Genomic DNA, 20,735 nt, shown 5'->3' with positions numbered 1-20,735 from the left:
AGAGCGATGTCAGCGCCCTCGTGTTGCATGAGTCCAGTTCACGGCCGACCGGTAAGGGAGATCAGCAGTGATCGTCGTCGGTTACAACGGATTCACCCGAGGCGCCGAACTCTTCGCCGGCCTCTACGGGGCCACGGGCAGGGACCGCCACAGCATCCTCGGCCACGACGCCGCGGTGGCGCTGATGATCGACGGCGAGCTGGTCGTGGCCGTGGAGGAGGAACGGCTCAACCGGGAGAAGAAGACCTCGGACTTCCCCATCGAGTCCCTGCGCTACTGCCTGGACCAGGCGGGGGTGGCGATCGACCAGGTGGACAGGTTCGCCTTCCCCTGGTCCTTCCCCTCGTCCACGGTCACCACGATGATCAACGCGATCGCCGCCACCGAGCTGCCGGACGCGGCCAAGTTCGACCGGCTGCGCAGGTTCGGCGACCTCCACACCGGAATCCTGAGCCACCAGGCCATCCGGGCCGACCTCGCGGCGAGGACCGGCTTCGACGTGCCGGCGGAGAAGATCGTCACGGTCCCCCACCACCTGGCGCACCTCAGCTGCGGCCGCCACTTCAGCGACGGCGGGGACGCCGCGTTCCTCATCAGCGACGGCCGGGCGGAGATGTGCTCCGCCATCGCAGGCGAGATCCGCGACGGCGAGATCACCGTCTTCGACGACATGACGATCACCGTCACCCACTCGCTCGCGCTGCTGTACGGCGAGATCACCCGCTACCTGGGCTTCATGCCGAACAACGACGAGTACAAGGTGATGGGCCTGTCGGCGTTCGCGGACACCGAGCAGCCCAACCCGCTGATCGAGCACGAGGTCGTGCAGCTGCTGCCGAACGGCCGCTACGCCCTCGCCATCCCGAACGACCCGGCCGGCACCAGGGGCTACTACGCCCTGCTGGACCGGATCTTCGGCGGTTCCGAGGACGTCCGGGAGGAACCGTCCTACCAGGCCAGGGTGGCGCGGGCCGCGCAGGACATGGTGGAGGTCGTGACGGCACACCAGGTCGCGGAGCTCGAACGGCGGACCACCGCGCCGCAGCTGCTGATCGAGGGCGGCCTGGCGCTCAACTGCGTCAACAACACCAAGCTGCTGGAGAACTCCCGGTTCGCCGACGCGCACGTGAGCTTCGGGGCGAGCGACCCCGGCGTCGCGATCGGCGCGGCGGTGTACGCGGGCGGCACCACCACCCGCGACCCCTCCCCCTACCTCGGCCCGCACTACTCCGACGACGAGGTGGAAACCGTTCTGCGGCAGTACACCGACCGCGTCCGCTGGGTCGTGATGGACGACATCGCCGGTGAGACCGCCAAGCTGCTGACGGAGAAGACGGTCATCGGCTGGTTCCACGGCAGGACCGAGTACGGCCCGCGGGCGCTGGGCAACCGCAGCATCCTCGCGAACCCGAGCTTCCCCGACATCAAGGACATCATCAACACCAGGGTGAAGCACCGCGAGCCGTTCCGCCCCTTCGCCCCGATCGTGCTGGAGGACGACGCGGCGAAGGTGTTCGAACTGGGCAAGAAGAAGTCCTCGCCGTACATGACGTTCGTGTTCCCGGTGAGGCCGGAGTACGTGAGCGTCATCCCCGGTGCCGTGCACGTGGACGGCACGTCGCGCATCCAGACGGTGACCGAGGAGGGCAACCCGCTGCTGGCGGAGCTGCTCGGCCGGTTCACCGAGCTGACCGGCATCCCCTGCCTGGTCAACACCTCGTTCAACGTCGCGGGCGAACCGATCGTGTGCTCCCCGCGCGACGCCGTCGAGTGCTTCCTCAACACCGAGATCGACCACCTGGTGCTCGGCCGGTTCCTGGTCTCGAAACAGGACTGACCCGCCGTGGCCGGGGGGAAGTCGGTGCGGGACATGCTGGAGCACGCGCTGGGCGAGCTCCTGGAGGCAGGCCGCAGGGAGGAAGCACTGGTGGAGGCCAGCATCGCGGCCGTCGAGTGCGCGCTGCGGCTCGTGACGGTCTCCGAGGGGGCGCAGCGGGGCAACCCGAACCTGGTCGAACCCACCAGGGAGGCGCTGGCGTCGGCCAGGGCCTCGGTGGTCGCCACCAGCTGTGCACTGTGGACGATGGACGACGAGCGCAGGGAACGCACGCATGAGCGGTGAGCGCACTCTCGCGACGGAGCTGGCCACCTGGGCCGCCCGGCTGACGTACGCGGACCTCCCCACCCGGATCACCGACTACGCGGTCAGCGCGGTCATCTCGCACCTGGGGGTGCTCCGGGCGGGCATCTCGCACCCGTTGGGGTGGAAGCTGCTGAAGGCGTTCGGCTCACCGCTGGCCGACGACCCGGCGCGGGCCGCGCACGTGCTGGCCGGGCTGTCCTCGTGCCTGTACTACGAGGACAGCATGTACGTGGGGCACGTGACGCACTCGACGGTCAACGTGCCGCTGGCCTACCGCAGGCAGTCCGGTCTGGACGGACGCGCGCTGCTCGCCGCCGTGGTGGCGTCGAGCGAGTGCGCCGCGCGGGTCACCGCAGCGGCGGCGCTGGGCACGTTGCGCGGCCAGGGCGCGAGCTACGCGCAGCTGGTCGGCGCGGTGGCCGCGCGCTCCCACGCCCAGGGCGACCCGGTCGAGGCGTGGGTGAACGCGTGGGGCATCGCGCTGAGCGCACCGCCGTGGCCGCTGCGCAGGGCATTCCTGGGCAGCGACGCCAAGGTGCTGTCCGCGGCGGTGCCGGTGCGCATCGCGCTGGACGCCTGCGACGCCGCGGCGGCGGGGCTCACCGGCGCACCGGACCTGTTGGAGCACCCGAACGGGCTGCTGGCCAAGGTCTCCCAGGTCCCCTCGCCCGAGGTGATCACGAGCGGGTTCGGCGAGCGGTGGCACACCGAGACGCTGACGGTGAAGCTGCACCCCGCCGGTGCCTACGTGGACGCCGCGATCGACTGCGCGATGGCGTTGCACGACAAGCTGACCGCGCAGGACGCGGACGACATCGCGGAGGTCGAGGTGCGGGCGGCCGGGCTGACCATCGCCATGGACGCGGACGGCGCGCCGTACCTGGACCGGGAACGTTCGGCGATCATGGCGCTGAACCTCTCCGTCGGGTACAACGTGGCCACCGCGCTGCTCACCGGTGCCGTCACGCCCGCGGACCTGACCGGACCCGCCACCGCGGACCCGCGCCGCTGGGAGCTCGCCGAGCGGACGCGGCTGCGGTTCGACCCGGAGCTGAGCCGCAACCTGCTGCGGGCGACGGCCCCGCTGGGCGAGGCGGTCAGGCAGGCGGGCGAGCGGGCCCGCGGGTGGCTGGCCGACTTCTCCGGTGGCAGGGCCGCGCCACCGCCCGGTCCGCCCAGCACGACCTTCGAGAACGCGACCAAGGCCGTGGGTGCCGTGGTGACCCTCGTCTTCAAGGACGGCCGCAGGCTCACCGAGGGCCGTGCCCACGCCGCCGGCTCGGCCGGCGAGGAGACCAGGCGCGAGCACCGCGCCATGGCACGGGCGAAGCTGCTCGCGACCGGTGTCCCGCAGGAGGTGGCCGACGAGCTCGACCGGCTCCCCGAGCTCGACGCGCGGCAGCTCGACCACCTGATCCGCACCGCACTGACCGCCCACTGAGGAAGGACGTTCCGCCATGGCCGAACACACTCCGCGGTTCGCCTACCCGTTGCTGCGCACGAGTCCCGTGGACCCGCCGGAGGAGTACGCGCAGCTGCGCAGGGAACAACCGGTGTGCCCGGTCTCGCTCGCGACCGGTGACCCCGGCTGGATCGTCACGAGGCACGACGACGCGCGGGTCGTGCTGAACGACCGCCGGTTCAGCCGCGAGGCGGTGTTCCTGCCGGGCGTGCCCAAGGCGCAGCACGTGCTGCCCGACCCGAACAGCATGCTGAGCATGGACCCGCCGCGGCACACGCGGCTCCGCAAGCTCGCCAACCCCACGCTGACCGCGGCGAAGATCGACGCGATGCGCCCGCACCTGCAGAAGGTCACCGACGAGCTGCTGGACGGGCTGGCCGCGCAACCGCAGCCGGCCGACCTGCTGGAGCACCTGGCGCGGCCGCTGGCGCTGCGGATGATCTGCTCGATCCTCGGCGTGCCGTTCGCCGACCACCACCTGTTCGGCGGCTGGACCGACCGGTTCATGTCGCTGACCAAGTACCCCGGCGAGGAGATCGCCAAGGCCAACGCCGACATGCGCGCGTACTTCGCCAAGCTGATCGAGGACAAGCGGGCGGAGCCGGGCGACGACATGATCAGCTCGCTCGTCGCCAAGCACGACAGCGAGGGCGACGAGACGATCACCGAGACCGAGATCGTGAGCCTCGGCGTGCTGCTGCTGCTCGCCGGGCACGACACGACGGTCACCGTGCTCGGTTCGTCGGTGGTGACGCTGGTGCGCAACCCCGACCAGCTCGCGATGCTGCTCGAGGACCCGTCGCTCTACCCCGCCGCGGTCAACGAGATGGTGCGGCTCAACGGGCTGGGCGGCGGCACGTCCATCCGCGTCACGGTCGACGACGTGGAGCTGAGCGGGGTCAAGATCCCCTCGGGGTCGGCGGTGATCGCGTCGGTGGCGTCCGGCTGCCGCGACGAGTCCGTGATCGAGAACCCGGACACCTGCGACATCACCCGCGCCGAGACCACGCAGCTCGGGTTCGGCTTCGGGCCGCACTTCTGCATCGGCGCGAACCTCGCCAAGGCCGAGCTGGAGATCGCGCTGCGCAGCCTGTTCGACCGGTTCCCCGGCCTGCGGGTCGCGGTGCCGCTGGAGGAGCTGCGGTGGAAGGACTACGCCGCGCTCGGCGGGTGGGAGGAGCTCCCGGTCGCATGGGACTGAGCGCCGCGTTCTTCGACGTCGACGAGACGTTGCTGGCCGTCCGCAGCATGTTCCGCTTCCTGCAGCACCACCGGCCCGACCGGTTCACCGAGGTCACCACCCGGCTGCGCGCGCTCGCCGCGGCCGGGTGGTCGCGGGCCGAGGTGATCGGCGACTACTACCGCGTGTTCGCCGGTGAGGCGGTCGCGGAGCTGGCGGCGGCGGGCAGGGAGTGGTTCTCCGCGTACCCCGACCCGGAGGAGCTGTTCCTGCCCGCCCCGCTGGAGGCGTTCCGGTGGCACCGCGACCGCGGCGACCTCACCGTGCTGGTGTCCGGGTCGTTCGAGGTGTGCCTGGCGCCGATCGCCGCCTGGCTGGGCGCCGACCTCGTGCACGGCACCCGGCTCGCGGTGCGCGACGGGCGCTACACCGGTGAGGTCGTCACGCCGATGATCGGGCCGGACAAGGCCGACGTGGCGAACGCCGTGATGGCGGCGCACGGCCTGGACCCGGCGCTGTGCACCGCCTACGGCGACCACTCGACGGACCTGCCGATGCTGCTGGCCGTCGGCACCGCCGTGGTGGTGGGCGAGGACCCGGTGCTGGTGGAGCAGGCAGCCGCGCGGGGGTGGACGCGGCTGCCTGCCGCGGCTGCTCAGACGCGTTCCATCTCCAGCAACCGCATCTTGCGCGGTAGCCCGCCGCCGTAACCGGTCAACGAGCCGTTCGCGCCCACGACCCGATGACAGGGCAGGATGATCGAGATCGGGTTGCGCCCGTTGGCGGCACCGACCGCGCGTGACGCGGTCGGCTTGCCGATGGCCAGGGCGATCGCGCCGTACGTCGTGGTGACACCGCACGGCACCGTGCTCAGCTCACGCCACACCTCCAGCTGGAAGGGCGTTCCCCGTGGCGCGAGCGGCACGTCGAACACCTTCAGCTCGCCGGCGAAGTACGCGTCCAGCTGGCGTTCCAGCTCCCCGAACAGGCCGGAGTCGCGCACCCAGTCGTCGGCGATCGCCGGCATGTACATCTGGTCCGGCATCATGTAGATGCCGGTGATCGACTCCCCGTCGCCCAGGAGCAGCAGCTCCCCGATGGGCGTGGGGGTGATGGTGAACCTGCGCGGTCCCCCGAGCGGGACCGCGAACTCCACGGGTGGCAGTGGTGCTGACGTCACCTGATCATGGTGGCGCATTCCCCGGCGCTTGACTGGCAGTTTTGCGACACGATCCGCACCGGGTCACGGCCCGGACGGGTGATGTCGCAAAACCGCCAGAGCCGCCCGGCGATCACTGCCATGGTCGACTCCATGACCCGGCCCGGCTTCACCACCGTCGTGCTGCTCGCGTGCGGAGCGACGTTCCTGTCGCTGCTCGACGCGACCATCACGAACCTCGCCATCACCGACCTGCACCGCACCTTCCCCGACGCCTCCGCCACCGACGTCACCTGGGTGATCTCCCTGTACGCGGTGCTGTTCGCGTCGCTGCTCGCACCCGCCGGCCGGCTCGCCGACGTCGTGGGACGGCGTTCGCTGTACACGTTCGGCGTGGGCCTGTTCACCGCGGCGTCGGTGCTGTGCGCCGTCGCCCCGACCCTGCCGGTGCTGCTGATCGCCCGCGGGCTGCAGGGCGTGGGCGCGGCCGCGATGATCCCCGCGTCGCTGGCCGTGGCGCTGGTCGACTCACCGCCGGAACGCCGTGCGGAGGCCATCGGCCTGTGGGCTGCCGCTGCCTCCGCCGCCGCTGCCGCCGGACCCGTGCTGGGCGGCGTGCTGATCGACGCGTTCGGCTGGCGGTCGGTGTTCCTGGTCAACCTGCCGCTGGGCGTCGCGCTGCTGCTTGGCATCCGCAAGACCGAGAAGTCCGCGCGGCACAGCGGGAAGCTGCCCGACCTGCTCGGCACGGCGGTGCTGGCGTGCGGTGTCGGCCTGCTCACCCTGGGCGTGACCGAGGGGCAGACCTGGCGCTGGGACTGGCGGGCGCTCACCGCGCTCGGCGCCGGTGCGGTGCTGCTGGCGGTCGCCATCGTGCGCTCGTGGCGGCACCCGGTGCCCGCGCTCGAGACGAGGCTGTGGCGCACCAGGACGTTCGCGCTGGCCAATGCCGTCTCGCTGTTCTTCGGCGCCTCGCTGTACGCGTGGCTGCTGATCGGCGCGCTGGTGCTGGTGAACGTCTGGCACATCTCGTGGCTGGTCGCCGGTCTGGTGATGAGCCCCGGCGCGGTGGTGTCCGCGATCGTGGCCGCCCGCGTCGGCAAGGTGCTGAGCAAGCGCAACCCGCGGCTGGTGGTGTCGGTCGGCGCCCTGCTGGTCGTGGCCGCCGGGGTGTGGCTCTACCTCGGGCTCTCCGCAGAGCCTCAGCTGTGGTCGCTGTGGCTGCCGGTGGGCCTGGTGGCCGGGCTCGGCATGGGCGCGGTGAGCACCGGTGTGTCGAGCGCGGCGGCGTTGTCCGTGCAGCCGACCCAGTTCGCCGGCGCGACCGGGCTGAACATGGCCGTGCGGCAGATCGGCGGGGCGCTGGGCATCGCCGCGCTGGCCGCGATCCTGCCGGTCGAGGTGTCGTCCGATCCCGTCCCGCACGGCCACGTGGCGCTCTTCTGCTGCGTGACGGCCGCGATCGCGGGTCTGATCAGCCTCGGCCTGTCCATCCACACCGGTGCGCCGGCACCGCGCGCGGAGACCGCGCTGAAGCGGTGATCTCAGTGGAATGTAAGGACCTTCTGGCAGCATCGGTGTCGAACGAGGAGAGATTTCCGTAGTGGCCCAACGGAGGTCGGGCTCGCCCGATCGAGGCCCCCGTGGCTTCCGCAGGTTCGAATCCTGCTCTCTCCGCTGACAGCGAAGGGACCCCCGCATGCCGGTGATCATCACCAATCCCGTTGCCGGACAGGGTGGTCGGTCCCTCGCAGACGAGGTCGCCGGCACGTTCGCCACGGCGGACGTGCTGGTCACCGAGTACCCGGGACACGCGGAGGAGCTCGCCACCAAGGCGGCCGCCGACGGCGCCGACCTCGTCGTCGCGGTCGGCGGTGACGGCACCGTGCGCGAGGTCGCCTCCGGGCTCGTCCGGGCGGCCGGCGAGGCGCCACCGCTGCGGATCGTGCCCGCGGGCACCGGCAACTCCACCTACCGCGAGCTCTGGTCCGACCTGCCGTGGCGGGAGGCGCTGCGGGCGCCGTCGCGGGTCGCCCGGCTCGACGTGGGCTGGGTGCTGGAGACCGACCGCTACTTCCTGCTCGGCGCGTGCACCGGTCTGGTCGCGCAGGCGCTCGTGAGCGCCGCGCGGCTGACGCAGCACCACGGCCGTGAGCGCTACCAGCGGGCCGTCGCCGAGACCATCGCCACCTTCACGCCCTACCCGGGCCGGGTGCTCGTAGACGACCGGCTGGTGCACGACGGCACCGTGGTGCTGGCCAACGTCGGCGGCGGCCGGTTCCGCGGCGGCCGGTTCATGGTGCTCCCCCACTCCCTGCTCGACGACGGGCTGCTCGACGTCTGCGTCGTGAGCGGTGAGCTCGACCCGAAAGCGCTGCCCGGCCTGACCGCCGACGGCAGCCACGTCCACCGTCCCGAGGTGACCTACGTCCGCGGCCGCCGGTTCGTGCTCGAACGCACCGACGGCGAGCCGCTGGTGTTCGAGCACGACGGCGAGCTGCAGACCACGCCCGAGTCGCGGTACACGATCGAGGTCGTGCCCGGCGCGCTGCCCGTGGTCGTCCCCTCCGAACCTGTGGAGAGTTCCTGATGGACAGCACGAACTGGACGTTCCCCGCGGCCGGCGACACCTACTTCAGCTGGGACTACGACTCCGGCCGCGAACGGCTGCTGAGCCTGTACCAGAAGGGCAAGGACAAGCAGTGGGACAGCGTCAAGCGGATCGACTGGGACATCGAGGTCGACCCGTACGACGTGCTCGGCACACCGGAGAACACGCTGGCGCTGTACGGGTCGCGGCAGTACGAGAAGCTGAACGACCAGGAGCGCAAGGTGATGCGCCAGCACATGGCGTCGTGGGAGTTCAGCCAGTTCCTGCACGGTGAGCAGGGCGCGATGATCACCTCGGCGCGGATCGTGCAGTCGGTGCCCGACATCGATGCCAAGTTCTACGCCGCCACGCAGGTGATGGACGAGGCGCGGCACGCGGAGGTGTTCTCCAAGTTCCTCGACGAGAAGATCGGGCTGACCTACCCGATCAACCCGCACCTCAAGTCGTTGCTGGAGGACGCGCTCAACGACTCCCGCTGGGACATGCCCTACCTGGGCATGCAGGTGCTGATCGAGGGGCTCGCGCTGGCCGCGTTCGGCATCCTGCGGGACAAGACGAACAAGCCGCTGCCCAAGCAGATCCTCGCGTACGTCATGCAGGACGAGGCGCGGCACGTGGCGTTCGGCCGGCTCGCGCTGAAGGACTACTACGCCGAGCTGTCGGCGAAGGAACGGGCCGAGCGCGAGGAGTTCGTCATCGAGGGCTGCTACCTGATGCGCGACCGGCTGCGCATGCAGGAGGTGTGGGAGAACCTCGGGTTCGACATGGCCGAGTGCATGGAGCTGATGAACAAGGGCCCGCGCATGCGCGCCTTCCGGTCGTTGCTGTTCGCGCGGATCGTGCCGTGCGTGCGCGACATCGGCCTGTGGGGCCCTGCCGTGCAGAAGGCCTACGACGACATGGGCGTGCTGGACATGGCGAACAAGGACCTGCTGAAGCTCATGGCGGCCGACGAGGACCAGGCAGAGCAGCTCGACCGGGAACGCCGGGAGCTCCAGGAGCGCCAGGCCGAGATTGACGAGACCATCTCGATGGCGGCGGCCGACTGATGCGCGTGCTGGCCGCGGTCACCACCGGTGGCCCGCTGAGCGTGGAGAAGATCTCGCTGCGCGCCCCCGGTCCCGGCGAGGTGCGGGTCCGCCTGACCGCCGCCGGTGTCTGCCACTCGGACCTGTCGCTGGCGCAGCGGACGCTGCCGCACCCGTTGCCCGCCGTGCTGGGGCACGAGGGCACCGGCGTGGTGGCCGAGGTGGGACCGGACGTCACCGGTGTGCGGGTGGGCGACCACGTGGTGCTGAGCTGGCGGCCGGCCTGCCGGTCGTGCCGCTGGTGCCTGCGCGGTCAGCCCTTCCTGTGCACCCGCGGGGACGAGGCGTCACGCCGCCCGCTGGGCACGTGGCAGGACGAACCGGTGTACCCCGGTCTCGGGGTGGCCGCGTTCGCCGAGCAGACCGTGGTGCCCGCGGAGGCCGTGGTCGTGGTGCCGTCCGACCTGCCGCCGGAGACCGCCGCCCTGCTGGGGTGCGCGGCGCTCACGGCGTACGGGGCGGTGCGGCGCAGCGCGCGGGTCGCGCCCGGTGACTCGGTCGCCGTGATCGGCACCGGTGGTGTCGGGCTCATCGCGGTGCAGGCGGCCAGGTTGAGCGGTGCCGAGCGGATCATCGCGGTCGACGCCTCACCGGCCAAGGAGTCCGCCGCCCGCGCCTGCGGTGCCACGGACTTCCTCCTGGCCGGCGAGTCGGCCCGGTCGCTCGTGGACGGCGGTGTCGACCACGCCATCGAGTGCGTGGGCAGCGCGGAGACGATCCGGCAGGCGTGGGACATGACCCGCCGCGGCGGTGTCACCACGGTCGTCGGTGCGGGCGGGAAGAGCCAGCAGGTCACCTTCTCCGCGCTGGAGCTGTTCCACTCCGCGCGCACGCTCGTCGGCTGCCTGCACGGCAACACCGATCCCGCTCGCGACCTGCCGGAGCTGCTGGAGCACGTCCGGGCCGGCGCGATCGACCTCGACGTCGTGGTGACCGACCGGATTCCGCTGGAACGGGTCGGTGAGGCGTTCGAGCGGATGGAGGCCCGCACCGGCGGGCGTTCGCTGATCGTCTGGTAGCCCCTCTGGGCGCCACCCGACTGGTCCTGGTCGTTCCCGACGACCAGGACCAGTCGCGTCAGGGGCGGGTGAGCACCAGCACGGCGTTCTGGCCGCCGAACCCGAACGAGTTGCTGACCGCCACGTCGACCGTCGCCTCCCTGGCGATCTTCGCGACGACGTCCACCTCGATCTCGGGCGCGATGTTGTCGAGGTTCGCGGTGGGCGGGATGAGCCGGTCGCGCACGGTCAGCGCCGTCGCCACCGCCTCGATCGCCCCCGCTGCGCCCAGGGCGTGGCCGACGACGCCCTTGATGGACGTGACGGCCGGCCGGTCCCCCAGCACGCGGCGGATCATCCTGGCCTCGGCGACGTCGTTCAACGGCGTCGAGGTGCCGTGCGCGTTGACGTGGTCGACCTCGCCGGCACCGATCTGCGCGTCCCGCAACGCCGCGAGCACCGCCAGTTCGGCACCGGCGCCGTCCGGGTCGGGCGCGGTCGGGTGGTGCGCGTCGGCCGAGGCGCCGTACCCGCTGACGCACGCGTGGATGCGCGCGCCGCGGGCACGGGCGTCCGCGACCCGTTCCAGCACCAGCACCGCCGCGCCCTCCGCCGGCACGAAGCCGTCCCGGTCGACGTCGAACGGCCGGGACGCCACGTCCATCTCGTCCCCGCGCGCCGACAGCGCGCCCATCTGGCTGAACCCGGAGATGATCGACGGCACCAGGCACGCCTCGGTGCCGCCGGTGATCACCACGTCGCACCTGTCGTTGCGCAACAGGTCCCTGGCCACACCGACGGCGGTGGTGCCGGAAGCGCACGCCGTGGCGGTCACCAGGCTGGGTCCCTTCGCCCCGCACTGGATCGCGACGTAGCCGGCGGACATGTTCATCGACAGCATCGGGATGAGCATCGGCGACACCTCCAGCGGACCGTTGTCGCGCAGGACGTTGTGCTGCTTCTCCCACGCCGCGGCGCCGCCGATGCCGTTGCCCAGCACCACCGCCACCCGCTCGCCGTTCCACCGCGCCGGGTCCAGACCGGAGTCCGCCAGCGCCTCGGCCGCGGCGGCCATGGCCATCTGGGTGCTGCGGTCCAGCCGCCACGCGGTGCGCTTGCCGAGGGCCGCGATCGCGTCGAAACCGTCGGCCTGGCAACCGAAGTCCGCCGGGGTGCCCGCGAGCGCGGGCACCTTCGTGGCGGCGGTCGCCGAGCCGAGCAGGATGCGTTCCCACGCGGCGGCCGCGCCGACTCCGGCAGACGTCACCAGCCCGACCCCGGTGATCGCGGCGTCGAACCGGCCGGGCGTCACACCTTCACGCCCTTGCCCACGATCAGCTCCGCGGTCTGGGCGATGGTGAAGTCGGGGCTGACCTCGTCGTCGGCGATCTCGACGCCGAACTCCTTCTGCACCACCAGCACGAGCTCGACCAGGCCGAGCGAGTCGACCTCGAGCTCGTTGAACGTGTGGTGCGGCTGGATCTCGTCCTCCTCCATGCCCATCACGTCCATCAGCATCTTGACCAGCCGGTCGTAGACGTCGTTCATCTGCGTTTCCTTCCACTCAGGTCAGGGACAGGTCCGGCCAGCGCAACGCGCAGGCGCCCCAGGCGAGTCCGCCGCCGAAACCGGTCAGCAGCACGCGGGTGCCCGGCGCGAGCCGCGCGTCGGAGAGGGCGAGCGGGATCGACGCGGCGGCGGTGTTGCCGACCCGGTCGAGGTGCACGGCGCACCGGTCGCGGGACACGCCGAGCTGGCCCGCGACGGCGTGGATGATGCGCAGGTTCGCCTGGTGCGCCACCAGGACGTCCGGTTCGGCCCAGCCGGCGGTCCGCAGGGCGGTGCGCGCCGACTCGGTCATGCGTTCGACCGCGTGCCGGAACACCGCGCTGCCGCGCATCCGGAAGTACGGGTCGGTGCCGAACGGGTCGCGCGCGCCGCCGGACGGGATGGTGATCATGTCGTGGCCGGTGCCGTCGCTGCCGAGCTGCACGGGGCCGAGCGCGCCCAGCTCGTCCGGCTCGCCCGCCCGCAGCACGACCGCTCCCGCGCCGTCACCGAAGATGACCCGCGTGCTGCGGTCGGCGGGGTCGAGGATGCGCGAGTAGGTCTCCGCGCCGATCAGCAGGACCCGCTCCGCGGCCCCGGACGCGATCAGCCCCGCGCTGATGCCGAGCCCGTACAGGAAACCCGTGCACACGGCCTGGACGTCGAACGCCGGCACGGTGCCGAGCCCGAGCCGCGCCGACACCAGCGGTGCCGTCGCCGGGCACCGCTGGTCGGGTGTCGTCGTGGCGAGCACGACGGCGTCCACGGACGCGGCACCCGCCGACTTCAACGCCCGCGCACCGGCCTCGACGGCCAGGTCGGACGTCGCGAGGGACGGGTCGGCGACGTGCCTGCTGCGGATGCCGGTCCTGGTCGTGATCCACTCGTCGGAGGTGTCCAGCTCGGCGGCCAGGTCGTCGTTGGTCACGACCGCGGGTGGCAGCCAGGCGCCGAGGCCGCACAGGACGGCGGTCACACCTTCCCCAGATCGCGGACGTCGTCGCTGACCTCGCCCAGGTAGTCGGAGACCTCCAGGTACGAGCGGGCCAGCGACACCTCGACGTAGGGCAGTCCCTGGCGCAGGCAGAACTCCTTCACCAGCGGCTGGGCGCGGTGCAGGTTGCTGCGCGGCATCGACGGGAACAGGTGGTGCTCGATCTGGTAGTTCAGCCCGCCGTAGAAGAAGTTCGTGACCCGGCTCGGCAGCATGTTGCGCGAGGTCACCACCTGGCGGGTCAGCCAGTCGAGCTCCTCGGACTCGCCGTCGCGCACGGGCAGGCCCTTGTGGTTGGGCGCGAACAGCAACCCCATGTAGAAGCCGAAGAGCGCCTGGTGCACCACGATGAACGCGAGCGCCTTCAGCGGCGACATCACCAGGAACACGGCCACGAGATACACGACCAGGTGCAGCGTGATGACGACGAGCTCCGCGTTGCGGTACCTGGTCAGCGCGCCCTTGCTGGCGGCGACGTAGCCGGACAGGTGCAGCCGCACGCCCTCCATCATGATCAGCACGTAGAACATCCACGACTGGTGGCGCACCACGAACCGGGAGAACGCGCTGGTGCGGCTGGCGCTCTGGCTCTTGTCGAAGATCACCTGCCTGCGCAGGATGTCCGGGTCGAGCGAGAGGTGGTTCGGGAAGTTGTGGTGCTTCGTGTGGTGCCCTACCCACCAGCCGAAGCTGACGCCGGTGAGCACGTTGCCGTGCACGTAGCCGATCACCTCGTTCGGCGTCTTGGTGCGGAAGATCTGCCGGTGGCCGGCGTCGTGGCCGATGAGGTCGGTCTGCGCGAAGCAGAACGCCAGGTAGACCGCGACCGCGAGCTGCCACCACGAGTCGCCGACGAGCACGAACGCCACCCAGCCCGCCGCGAGCAGCACCAGGTTCGAGATGATCTTGATCGTGTAGTAGACGGGCCGGGAGTCCATCAGCCCGGCTTGCTTGACGATCCTGGTGATCTCGGCCAGCGCGGTCGGCGGCTGGCTCTTGATCGAGGTCATGCCGTTCCTCCCTCCAGTCCCATGTAGGCGAGCCGGACGCGCTGCATCTGGTCGGTCCACTCGTGCGCGGTGCCGACCCGTTCCTCGACGGTGGTGTCGGCGAGCCGCCTGCCCGGCCAGATCTCGTAGTCGCCGAGCAGGTGCCCGTGCAGGCGGATGCCCTCCTGGAACAAGGACTCGCGGCGCACCAGCATGTCCTCGGTCGGCAGCTTCGCCCACAGCTCGTAGCCGTGCTGCATCAGCTCCAGCACGCGTCCCCTGGCCTCGGGGTTGTGCCGCAGGTAGTCGCGGGCGATGGCGCTGCCGACGGTGAGGTGGCGGATCTCGTCGATGCCCGCGCCGCGTTCGATCTCCGCGGCGGCCGGGTCGAAGACGCGCCACTTGCGCTCGCTCAGCTCGGCCGCCGGCGCCAGCACGCCCTCGACCAGCACGGTCAGCACGACCACGCCGCCGATGAAGTCGCCCTCGTCGCGCAGCACCCGCAGGCCGAGCTCCTCCAGCGGCACGAGGATGCGGTCGCGGTCGGTCTCGGCGAGCCGGTCGATGGTGGACCACAGGTCCTGCGCGGCGACGCCCAGCTCCAGCAGGTGGTTGCGGAACACCATGGCGTGCCGCGCCTCGTCCATCAGCTGGGTGGCGTAGAACTCCATGGACGCGTTGTCCGGTGCGAGCGCCACCAGGTAGGAGATCGCCCGCGTGGCCTTCTCCTCCGCGATGGAGCGGAACGCGAGCTCCTGGGTGAGCGCGTCGTTGAGCGGGCCGGGTTGCGCGGTGACGTCGAGCGGCACCACGTCCGGCGCGTGCCCGAGCACGTGACCGCGCAACGTTCCCTGCGGCACGTTGCCGAACCAGTACTTCAGGTCGCAGGTCTCGGCCGTGAGGTCGAGGCTCATCGCGCCGTCGACGAGCGAGGGAGCGTTCTCCCAGTCGGCCTCGGCGGGAATCGTCGTGCGGTCGGACACCGTCAGCTCCTCGGGTCGGTTCGAAAGGTGTTCGAGAGCGGGGCACCCGCACCGAGCTCGGCGCGCAGCACGCGGCCCAGCACGAGGACGTGGTCACCGGTGGGCACCACCCGGTCGACCGTGCACTCCAGCCAGCCCGCGGCGTCGGCGAGCAGCGGCACCTCGGTGCCCTCCCGCCACACCTCCGGCTGCCCGCGTCCCCTGGTCGCGCTGGCGAAGTAGCGGGCGAGGTCGGCCTGCCCCTCCGCGAGCCGGTTGACGGCGAACCGCCCGGCCGCCAGCAGGGCGGCGAGGCCGCGGCTGCCCGAGCGCAGCGCGAACGACACCATCGGCGGGTCGACCGAGGCGAGGGCGAGCGTGCTGACCGTGACGCCGTGGACGGACGGCCCGGTGCCACAGCTGAGCACCGCGACACCGTTGGTGAAGTGCCGGCTGAACCTGGGCACCGTGCCGACGCTCACCGCGTGCCCACCAGCTCGGTCACCCCGCGGTCGGCGGCGTCGAGCTCGGCGCGGAACCGCAGCCACGCCGGGTGGGCGACCGGTTCGAACGACAGCACGAACGGCTTGAGCAGGTTGCCGAACAGCGCGCGGTCGCCGAAGAGGTGGATCGGCAGGGCGAGCAACGCCCACTCCGGTCCGATGAGGACGATCCACGCGATGGCGACGAGTCCCTGCGTCACCAGGCTGTGCATGGTGTTGTAGAGGACGTAGTAGACCTTGGGGATCTTCTTGTCGGCGCTGCGGTGGTAGGCGACCGCCCCCGGCAGGTAGCCGATCAGGTCGATGTAGAGGAACAACCCGATCGCGGGCAGCCAGCGCACCTCGCCGATGTGCCAGAAGAACAGCACGACGGCGACGACGAGACCGAGCCCGTACTCCGCGCGCAGCAGGTTGTACGTGGTGCGGGTGGTGAACGTGTTCTTGGCGTCCATCACCGCACCCCCGCCGCGAGTGCGAGGGCGGCGTCGTCGCCCACCACGTCCACCCGGTCGAACAGGCCGGCCACCGCGCGGACGATGGTCTCCTTCAGCACCCGCTCGGCGATCGGGTCGAGCAGTCCGGCGAGGCTCGGGATGCCGAAGTCGAACCCGGCCGTGAACGCGACGGCGCTGCCGGTGCCGTGCGGTGTCACCACCCAGGTGCCCGCGAACTCGGCGAAGTCGCCTTCGAGCTGCTCGAACGTGATCGTCAGCGCGTCCGCGTCGAACCGGTCGACCTCGGTCCAGCGCAGGATGCCGTTGCGGAAGAAGACCTCCCAGTCGCTGTGGTCCTCGCCGGGGCCGACGGACCGGACGCTGACCGAGCGCACGACGTCGATCAGGTCCGGGTACGCGGCGAAGTCGGAGATCCGCTCGAACGTGGTCGCCGGGCCGACGTCGGCGACGAGGATCGTCACCTGCGCGTCACGCATGGGTCTGCACCCCTTCCGGGTATCGGGCGGCCTGCACCGCGCACGCGCGGTCCAGCGCCTCGTAGAGGAAGTCGAGCTCGTCGCGGGTCAGCACCGCGGGCGGCGTCAGGCGCAGGACGAGGTGGGAGTTGAGCGAGTGGTTGGCGATCACGCCGTGCTCGACGAGCTCGATCAGCAGGTCGCCGGCGAGACCGGGTTCGGTGAACTCGACGCCCATCAGCAGGCCGCGGCCGCGCACCTCGCGCACCAGGTCGCCGAAGTGGGCGTGCACGATCCTGCGCACCTGCCCGAGGATCTCCTCGCCGAGCACGCGGGACCGTTCGACGAGGTTGTCCTCCTGGATCGCCTCGATCGCGCCGCGGGCCGCCGCCATCGCCAGCGGCACACCGGAGAACGTCGAGGTGTGCAGGAACGGGTCGCGGTCGAGCGCGCGGAACGCCCGTGCGGTGGCGACGACGGCGGCGACCGGGACGACACCGCCGCTGAGCCCCTTGCCGACGAGCAGCAGGTCCGGCGTGACGCCCTCGGTGTCGACGCCCCACCACGAGCCGAGCCGGCCGAGACCGGTCTGGATCTCGTCGACCACGAGCATCGCGCCGTGCGCGCGGCAGGAGTCCGCGACCGCCCGCAGGTAACCCGGCGGTGGCAGCACCACCCCCGCCTCGCCCTGCACCGGTTCGACGAACACGCAGGCCTCGCCCGGCATCGTCGCGAGCAGCGCGTCGAGGGCCTCGGCGTCGCCGTACGGGACGTGCGAGGTGCCGGGCAGCAGCGGCAGGAACGGTTGCTGGAACACGTCCTTGCCGGTGAGGCTCAGCGCGCCCATGGTCTTGCCGTGGTAGCCGGACCCCATCGCGACCAGCCGCCGCTTGCCGTTCGTGCGGGCGATCTTGATGGCGGTCTCGACGGCCTCGGCGCCGGCACCGGAGAAGTGCACGCGTTCCAGTCCCGGCGGTGAGACGGACACCAGGGCGTCGGCCGCGAGCGCCGCCTGCGGTTCGAGGAAGATCCGCGTCGACACCGGGTGCCTGCTGAGCTGCGCGAGCACGTGCCGCAGCACCGTCGGGTGCCGCGCGCCCATCAGGAACACGCCGTAGCCGCCGCAGTTGAGGAACCGGCGGCCCTCCTGCGTGGTGACCCAGGCGCCCTGCGAGCCCACCTCGACGTGCCCGCCGAACATCTCGCCGAGCGTCGCGCGGCCCTTGCTGAGCCTGGACCGGTACAGCCGGCCGAGTGCCTCGCGGTCGGGCGTGGCGGTGTCCAGCACGCTCATGACCCACTTCCCAGTCGCAGCGGCTGCCCGCCGACGTGTGCGAGGAACGGAACGGTGAAGCTGCCGCGCGAGGGCGGGTGGAACGCGAGCGCGTGCGTGACCGCTGCCAGGTAGGCGACCTCGGGCGAGGAGATGAACGCCATGCCGCCCAGCAGCTCGACCGCGCGGTTCACGGTGTCGGTCAGCGCGTCCTGCGCGGCGTACCTGGCGACGAGCGTCTTGCCCAGTGCGACGTCGTCCACCTCACCGGCCATGATCATCCTGGCCATGCCCTCCAGCAGCAGCGTCGCGGACTCCAGCCGCAGCACCACCGCCGCCCGGTCGGACTCGCTGCCCTTGGCCGCGGCGAACACGCGTTCCACCAGCGCGCTCGCCATGCCGAGGTAGGACGAGGAGATCAGCAGCTCGAACCAGATGAAGCCGATGGTCTGCAGGTCGTCCAGCTCGTCGCGGGCCGCGTCGGTGCGCATCAGCAGCTGCTCGTCGGCGAACACGTCGGTGAGCCGGATCTCGTCGCTCTCCGCACCGGCGAGCGCCCAGCTCGACCAGAACGGGTGCACCGTGATGCCCTCGCTCTGGCGGGGCAGCAGCAGCACCGCCATCTCCTGCTGACCGTCGTCGCCGGTCACCGACACGCTGGCGGTCAGCAGGTCGAACGACCGGGACAGGCTGCACGGCTTCTTCGAGCCGTTGATGAGGTACCCGCCCTCGGCCTTGACCGCGGACATCGTCGGCGTGAGGATGCCCTGCCCCGGCTTGCCCTCGGCGAACCCGGAGGCCACCAGCAGGCGTTGCGTGGCAACGCCTTCCAGCAGCGCCCACTCCATCCCGCTCGACTTCACGCTCTCCGCCAGGGTGAACAGCGTCGCCACGGAGAAGTGGTGCATGGTCGTGGCGACCGCCAGCGAGGGCGCGCGGGAGGCCAGGGCGCGGGTGACGGCCATGGCCTGCAACGGGTCCGCGCCGGCACCCGCGTACGCCCGCGGGATCACCAGCCCCGGCCCGCCGGCCGCGCGGAAGAGCGCGATGGCGGAGGACTCCGGTCCTTCCAGCTCATCGAGCTCCAGCGCGGCGAGCTGGTCCTGCAGGCCGGGGAGGAACGCCTCGCACGTCTCGCGAGCGGCGTCCAGTGCACGCATGGGTGGTCCCTTCAGTTCGCCGTGCCCAGTGCCGCCTGCCACGCGCCGAAGATCGCGTCCCTCGGACGGATGCCGGTGGCGATGCTGACACCCTGCAGGTGGGAGGTGCGCAGGATCGGGTAGTTGGCCTCGCCGAACACGCCGCCGGTGAGCCCGGTGCCGCCGTGGGTCGGGAGGTAGGGCAGGAAGCCGATGTGCGAGTCGTTGACCTTGAGCAGGCCACCGCCGTTGATCCGGTCGACGAACCGTTCGACGACCTCGGGGTCGTTGGCCCACACCGAGTTCCGCAGCCCGTACCGGTTGCTGTTGACGAAGTCGACGAACCGGTCGAGCAGCACCTCGTCGCTCGCGGGCTCGGCCACGACCAGCGGCAGCAGCGGGAAGAACGTCTCCTCGCGCACCGCGTCGACCTCGCGGGCGCCCTCCAGTCCGCGCACGAGCACCACCGTCGGTTCCAGGAAGACGCCGTTGGGGTCCCTGGTCTCGTCGGTCTGCATCGCGTACCCGCCGCACACGAGCTCGGCGCCCTTGTCGAGCGCGTCGGCGAGCACGGCGAAGAACTTGTCGTTGCGCAGCACCGGGGTGAGCAGCACGTCCTCCTCGGAGGCCGGGCCGGGGCGGATGTGCAGCGCGGTGCGGACCAGCAGCCGGACCAGCTCGTCGGCGACGTCCGGGTGGACGAGCACGTGGTTGGGGATCATGCAGAGCTGGCCGGAGCCGAAGAAGCTCTCCGACAGCGCCTCCGCCGCCAGCTCCAGGTCCGCGTCCTTCCAGACCACGACGGCGTCGTTGCCGCCCAGCTCGAGGATCGGCTTCTTGCCGGCGGAGACGCAGCGATCCTGGAAGCGGATGCCGTTCTCGCTGCTGCCGAAGTACATGATGTCGTCGACGAGGGGGCTGTCCACCCAGACGTTGAGCATCGGCGCCGGGTCGCCGCACACCACGTTCAGCGTGCCGGGCGGTGCGCCGATCTCCTCCAGCGCCGGCACCACGACCTCGTGCAGCACGTACATGACGCCCAGTGGTGCGCTGCGCGGGGCGCGGACGACCAGCGAGTTGCCGGCCATCAGCGACGTGACGCCGAGCAGCGCGCTCGACAGCGGCGCGTTCTGCGGCGGGTTCAGGCACACCACGCCGTCGGGCTGGCGGCGCACCAGGATGCGCCGCTCACCGTGCTGGAACTCCTGGCGCATCTGGGACCGGTAGAAGGCCAGCGACTCCGGCCCGTAGCACTCCAGCATCCCGGACACCTGCCAGCGCGCGAGCGCCAGCGGGTGGCCCTCCTGCACGAGGACCTCGGTGATCTCACCGGCCTTCTCGACGAGCCGGGCGTGGATGAGCTTGCCCAGCTCCTCCAGCCTGGTGTCCAACGGGAACGCCGCCCACACCGGTTGCGCGCGGGCCGCGGCCTCGACGGCCCGGTTCACGGTCTCGCGGTCGGCCTTCGCCACCTGCCCGACGATCGAGGCGGGCAACGCGTCGGGGAGGTGCGCGCCGTCTTCCAGCCTGCGCTTCAGCGTCAGGCTGGCGAAGACGTCGTCGAGCAGGCTCGCGGCGTCGACGACGTACACCCAACCGGCGCTGGAGACGTTCCGGCCGTCGACATAGGACAGATATGTGCGCATGGCTCGACGTGGCCCCCTGTTCTGTCGATGTGCCGGTGACTCTTCCAGCCGCCGCTGAGAACCCCCGGAGACAGCGCTGACACCGCGCTTTCAGCACGGTCTCCGGCTCGTCGGCGATGCTGGGCCCCTC

At 71.3% G+C, this 20,735-nt stretch carries 22 protein-coding genes and 1 tRNA gene; 10 read left to right on the top strand and 13 right to left on the bottom strand.

What is annotated here, in order from left to right; translation table 11 throughout:
• Nucleotides 1-67 precede the first annotated feature (67 nt).
• Genes ACZ7CD_RS28855 through ACZ7CD_RS28835 form a run of 5 tightly spaced genes read left to right on the top strand, consistent with a single transcriptional unit; the run spans nt 68 to nt 5,495 of the window.
• Nucleotides 68-1,837, top strand: a complete 1,770-nt coding sequence (locus ACZ7CD_RS28855; protein ID WP_360387870.1) for a carbamoyltransferase family protein — start codon at nt 68-70, stop codon at nt 1,835-1,837.
• A 6-nt stretch (nt 1,838-1,843) separates the two neighbouring features.
• Nucleotides 1,844-2,122, top strand: a complete 279-nt coding sequence (locus ACZ7CD_RS28850; RefSeq protein ID WP_360387868.1) for a hypothetical protein — start codon at nt 1,844-1,846, stop codon at nt 2,120-2,122.
• Nucleotides 2,112-3,584: an MmgE/PrpD family protein gene (locus tag ACZ7CD_RS28845; RefSeq protein WP_360387865.1), complete on the top strand. Its 1,473-nt coding sequence runs from the start codon at nt 2,112-2,114 to the stop codon at nt 3,582-3,584. Before ACZ7CD_RS28850 ends, ACZ7CD_RS28845 begins: the two co-directional genes overlap by 11 nt.
• A 16-nt stretch (nt 3,585-3,600) precedes the next feature.
• On the top strand, nt 3,601-4,806 hold the full coding sequence (locus tag ACZ7CD_RS28840; protein WP_470368455.1) for a cytochrome P450: 1,206 nt from the start codon (nt 3,601-3,603) through the stop codon (nt 4,804-4,806).
• Nucleotides 4,797-5,495, top strand: coding sequence for an HAD family hydrolase (locus ACZ7CD_RS28835; protein ID WP_470380104.1), 699 nt, complete (start codon nt 4,797-4,799; stop codon nt 5,493-5,495). The genes ACZ7CD_RS28840 and ACZ7CD_RS28835 overlap by 10 nt, the downstream gene beginning before the upstream one ends.
• Here the strand turns inward: ACZ7CD_RS28835 and ACZ7CD_RS28830 are convergent.
• Complete coding sequence (locus ACZ7CD_RS28830; RefSeq protein WP_470380103.1) at nt 5,441-5,965, bottom strand: methylated-DNA--[protein]-cysteine S-methyltransferase; 525 nt, start codon at nt 5,963-5,965, stop codon at nt 5,441-5,443. The two genes, ACZ7CD_RS28835 and ACZ7CD_RS28830, sit on opposite strands and share 55 nt — an antisense overlap.
• Nucleotides 5,962-6,087 carry a hypothetical protein gene (locus ACZ7CD_RS28825; protein ID WP_360387855.1) on the bottom strand — a complete coding sequence of 42 codons (126 nt, stop codon included), beginning with the start codon at nt 6,085-6,087 and terminating at the stop codon, nt 5,962-5,964. Before ACZ7CD_RS28825 ends, ACZ7CD_RS28830 begins: the two co-directional genes overlap by 4 nt.
• Before the next feature lie 10 nt (nt 6,088-6,097).
• On the opposite strand from ACZ7CD_RS28825, the gene ACZ7CD_RS28820 reads away from it, so the two are divergent.
• From ACZ7CD_RS28820 to ACZ7CD_RS28800, 5 genes are all read left to right on the top strand, one after another.
• Nucleotides 6,098-7,486, top strand: coding sequence for an MFS transporter (locus ACZ7CD_RS28820; protein ID WP_360387852.1), 1,389 nt, complete (start codon nt 6,098-6,100; stop codon nt 7,484-7,486).
• Between the two features lie 46 nt (nt 7,487-7,532).
• Nucleotides 7,533-7,621: transfer RNA gene (locus ACZ7CD_RS28815), tRNA-OTHER, on the top strand.
• 22 nt (nt 7,622-7,643) lie between these two features.
• Nucleotides 7,644-8,534 (top strand): diacylglycerol/lipid kinase family protein, encoded by an 891-nt coding sequence (locus ACZ7CD_RS28810; protein WP_360387850.1) that lies wholly within the window; start codon nt 7,644-7,646, stop codon nt 8,532-8,534.
• Nucleotides 8,534-9,604, top strand: coding sequence for a ferritin-like domain-containing protein (locus ACZ7CD_RS28805; protein WP_360387847.1), 1,071 nt, complete (start codon nt 8,534-8,536; stop codon nt 9,602-9,604). Before ACZ7CD_RS28810 ends, ACZ7CD_RS28805 begins: the two co-directional genes overlap by 1 nt.
• A complete protein-coding gene (locus tag ACZ7CD_RS28800; RefSeq protein WP_458433147.1) occupies nt 9,604-10,662 on the top strand; it encodes a Zn-dependent alcohol dehydrogenase in 1,059 nt (352 codons plus the stop codon). The genes ACZ7CD_RS28805 and ACZ7CD_RS28800 overlap by 1 nt, the downstream gene beginning before the upstream one ends.
• A 58-nt stretch (nt 10,663-10,720) precedes the next feature.
• Here the strand turns inward: ACZ7CD_RS28800 and ACZ7CD_RS28795 are convergent, their stop codons facing one another.
• Genes ACZ7CD_RS28795 through ACZ7CD_RS28745 form a run of 11 tightly spaced genes read right to left on the bottom strand, consistent with a single transcriptional unit; the run spans nt 10,721 to nt 20,605 of the window.
• On the bottom strand, nt 10,721-11,953 hold the full coding sequence (locus ACZ7CD_RS28795; RefSeq protein ID WP_360387842.1) for a beta-ketoacyl-[acyl-carrier-protein] synthase family protein: 1,233 nt from the start codon (nt 11,951-11,953) through the stop codon (nt 10,721-10,723).
• Entirely contained in the window at nt 11,950-12,189 is a 240-nt protein-coding gene (locus ACZ7CD_RS28790) for an acyl carrier protein (RefSeq protein ID WP_360387840.1), read from the bottom strand. Before ACZ7CD_RS28790 ends, ACZ7CD_RS28795 begins: the two co-directional genes overlap by 4 nt.
• A gap of 16 nt (nt 12,190-12,205) precedes the next feature.
• Nucleotides 12,206-13,165 carry a beta-ketoacyl-ACP synthase III gene (locus ACZ7CD_RS28785; RefSeq protein WP_360387837.1) on the bottom strand — a complete coding sequence of 320 codons (960 nt, stop codon included), beginning with the start codon at nt 13,163-13,165 and terminating at the stop codon, nt 12,206-12,208.
• Nucleotides 13,162-14,193, bottom strand: coding sequence for a fatty acid desaturase family protein (locus ACZ7CD_RS28780; RefSeq protein WP_470368457.1), 1,032 nt, complete (start codon nt 14,191-14,193; stop codon nt 13,162-13,164). The genes ACZ7CD_RS28785 and ACZ7CD_RS28780 overlap by 4 nt, the downstream gene beginning before the upstream one ends.
• The gene (locus ACZ7CD_RS28775; protein WP_360387831.1) at nt 14,190-15,155 is read right to left on the bottom strand and encodes a VlmB-like protein; all 966 of its coding nucleotides are present in this window, start codon (nt 15,153-15,155) and stop codon (nt 14,190-14,192) included. The genes ACZ7CD_RS28780 and ACZ7CD_RS28775 overlap by 4 nt, the downstream gene beginning before the upstream one ends.
• Nucleotides 15,156-15,157: 2 nt before the next feature.
• Nucleotides 15,158-15,601, bottom strand: coding sequence for a flavin reductase family protein (locus ACZ7CD_RS28770; protein ID WP_360387828.1), 444 nt, complete (start codon nt 15,599-15,601; stop codon nt 15,158-15,160).
• Nucleotides 15,602-15,612: 11 nt separating this feature from the next.
• Nucleotides 15,613-16,089, bottom strand: a complete 477-nt coding sequence (locus ACZ7CD_RS28765) for a hypothetical protein (protein ID WP_360387826.1) — start codon at nt 16,087-16,089, stop codon at nt 15,613-15,615.
• Complete coding sequence (locus ACZ7CD_RS28760; RefSeq protein WP_470368458.1) at nt 16,089-16,568, bottom strand: type II toxin-antitoxin system RatA family toxin; 480 nt, start codon at nt 16,566-16,568, stop codon at nt 16,089-16,091. The genes ACZ7CD_RS28765 and ACZ7CD_RS28760 overlap by 1 nt, the downstream gene beginning before the upstream one ends.
• Nucleotides 16,561-17,841 (bottom strand): aspartate aminotransferase family protein, encoded by a 1,281-nt coding sequence (locus ACZ7CD_RS28755; RefSeq protein WP_360387820.1) that lies wholly within the window; start codon nt 17,839-17,841, stop codon nt 16,561-16,563. The genes ACZ7CD_RS28760 and ACZ7CD_RS28755 overlap by 8 nt, the downstream gene beginning before the upstream one ends.
• The gene (locus ACZ7CD_RS28750) at nt 17,838-18,980 is read right to left on the bottom strand and encodes an acyl-CoA dehydrogenase family protein (RefSeq protein WP_360387818.1); all 1,143 of its coding nucleotides are present in this window, start codon (nt 18,978-18,980) and stop codon (nt 17,838-17,840) included. Before ACZ7CD_RS28750 ends, ACZ7CD_RS28755 begins: the two co-directional genes overlap by 4 nt.
• A gap of 11 nt (nt 18,981-18,991) precedes the next feature.
• The gene (locus tag ACZ7CD_RS28745) at nt 18,992-20,605 is read right to left on the bottom strand and encodes an aldehyde dehydrogenase family protein (protein ID WP_360387816.1); all 1,614 of its coding nucleotides are present in this window, start codon (nt 20,603-20,605) and stop codon (nt 18,992-18,994) included.
• Nucleotides 20,606-20,735: the final 130 nt, after the last annotated feature.

It is taken from the genome of Lentzea sp. NPDC036949, assembly GCF_055608075.1.
Note: the sequence above shows the minus strand (reverse complement) of the source record. Positions and strands in the feature narration are given on the sequence as shown.

Excerpts from the sequence above, each read along its gene's own strand:
- ACZ7CD_RS28845 (WP_360387865.1), top strand. The coding sequence starts at position 2,112 with ATGAGCGGTGAGCGCACTCTCGCGACGGAGCTGGCCACCTGGGCCGCC.
- ACZ7CD_RS28840 (WP_470368455.1), top strand. The coding sequence starts at position 3,601 with ATGGCCGAACACACTCCGCGGTTCGCCTACCCGTTGCTGCGCACGAGT.
- ACZ7CD_RS28835 (WP_470380104.1), top strand. The coding sequence starts at position 4,797 with ATGGGACTGAGCGCCGCGTTCTTCGACGTCGACGAGACGTTGCTGGCC.
- ACZ7CD_RS28825 (WP_360387855.1), bottom strand. The coding sequence starts at position 6,087 with ATGGCAGTGATCGCCGGGCGGCTCTGGCGGTTTTGCGACATCACCCGT.
- ACZ7CD_RS28820 (WP_360387852.1), top strand. The coding sequence starts at position 6,098 with ATGACCCGGCCCGGCTTCACCACCGTCGTGCTGCTCGCGTGCGGAGCG.
- ACZ7CD_RS28810 (WP_360387850.1), top strand. The coding sequence starts at position 7,644 with ATGCCGGTGATCATCACCAATCCCGTTGCCGGACAGGGTGGTCGGTCC.
- ACZ7CD_RS28805 (WP_360387847.1), top strand. The coding sequence starts at position 8,534 with ATGGACAGCACGAACTGGACGTTCCCCGCGGCCGGCGACACCTACTTC.
- ACZ7CD_RS28800 (WP_458433147.1), top strand. The coding sequence starts at position 9,604 with ATGCGCGTGCTGGCCGCGGTCACCACCGGTGGCCCGCTGAGCGTGGAG.
- ACZ7CD_RS28790 (WP_360387840.1), bottom strand. The coding sequence starts at position 12,189 with ATGAACGACGTCTACGACCGGCTGGTCAAGATGCTGATGGACGTGATG.
- ACZ7CD_RS28780 (WP_470368457.1), bottom strand. The coding sequence starts at position 14,193 with ATGACCTCGATCAAGAGCCAGCCGCCGACCGCGCTGGCCGAGATCACC.
- ACZ7CD_RS28765 (WP_360387826.1), bottom strand. The coding sequence starts at position 16,089 with ATGGACGCCAAGAACACGTTCACCACCCGCACCACGTACAACCTGCTG.
- ACZ7CD_RS28760 (WP_470368458.1), bottom strand. The coding sequence starts at position 16,568 with ATGCGTGACGCGCAGGTGACGATCCTCGTCGCCGACGTCGGCCCGGCG.
- ACZ7CD_RS28755 (WP_360387820.1), bottom strand. The coding sequence starts at position 17,841 with ATGAGCGTGCTGGACACCGCCACGCCCGACCGCGAGGCACTCGGCCGG.
- ACZ7CD_RS28750 (WP_360387818.1), bottom strand. The coding sequence starts at position 18,980 with ATGCGTGCACTGGACGCCGCTCGCGAGACGTGCGAGGCGTTCCTCCCC.
- ACZ7CD_RS28745 (WP_360387816.1), bottom strand. The coding sequence starts at position 20,605 with ATGCGCACATATCTGTCCTATGTCGACGGCCGGAACGTCTCCAGCGCC.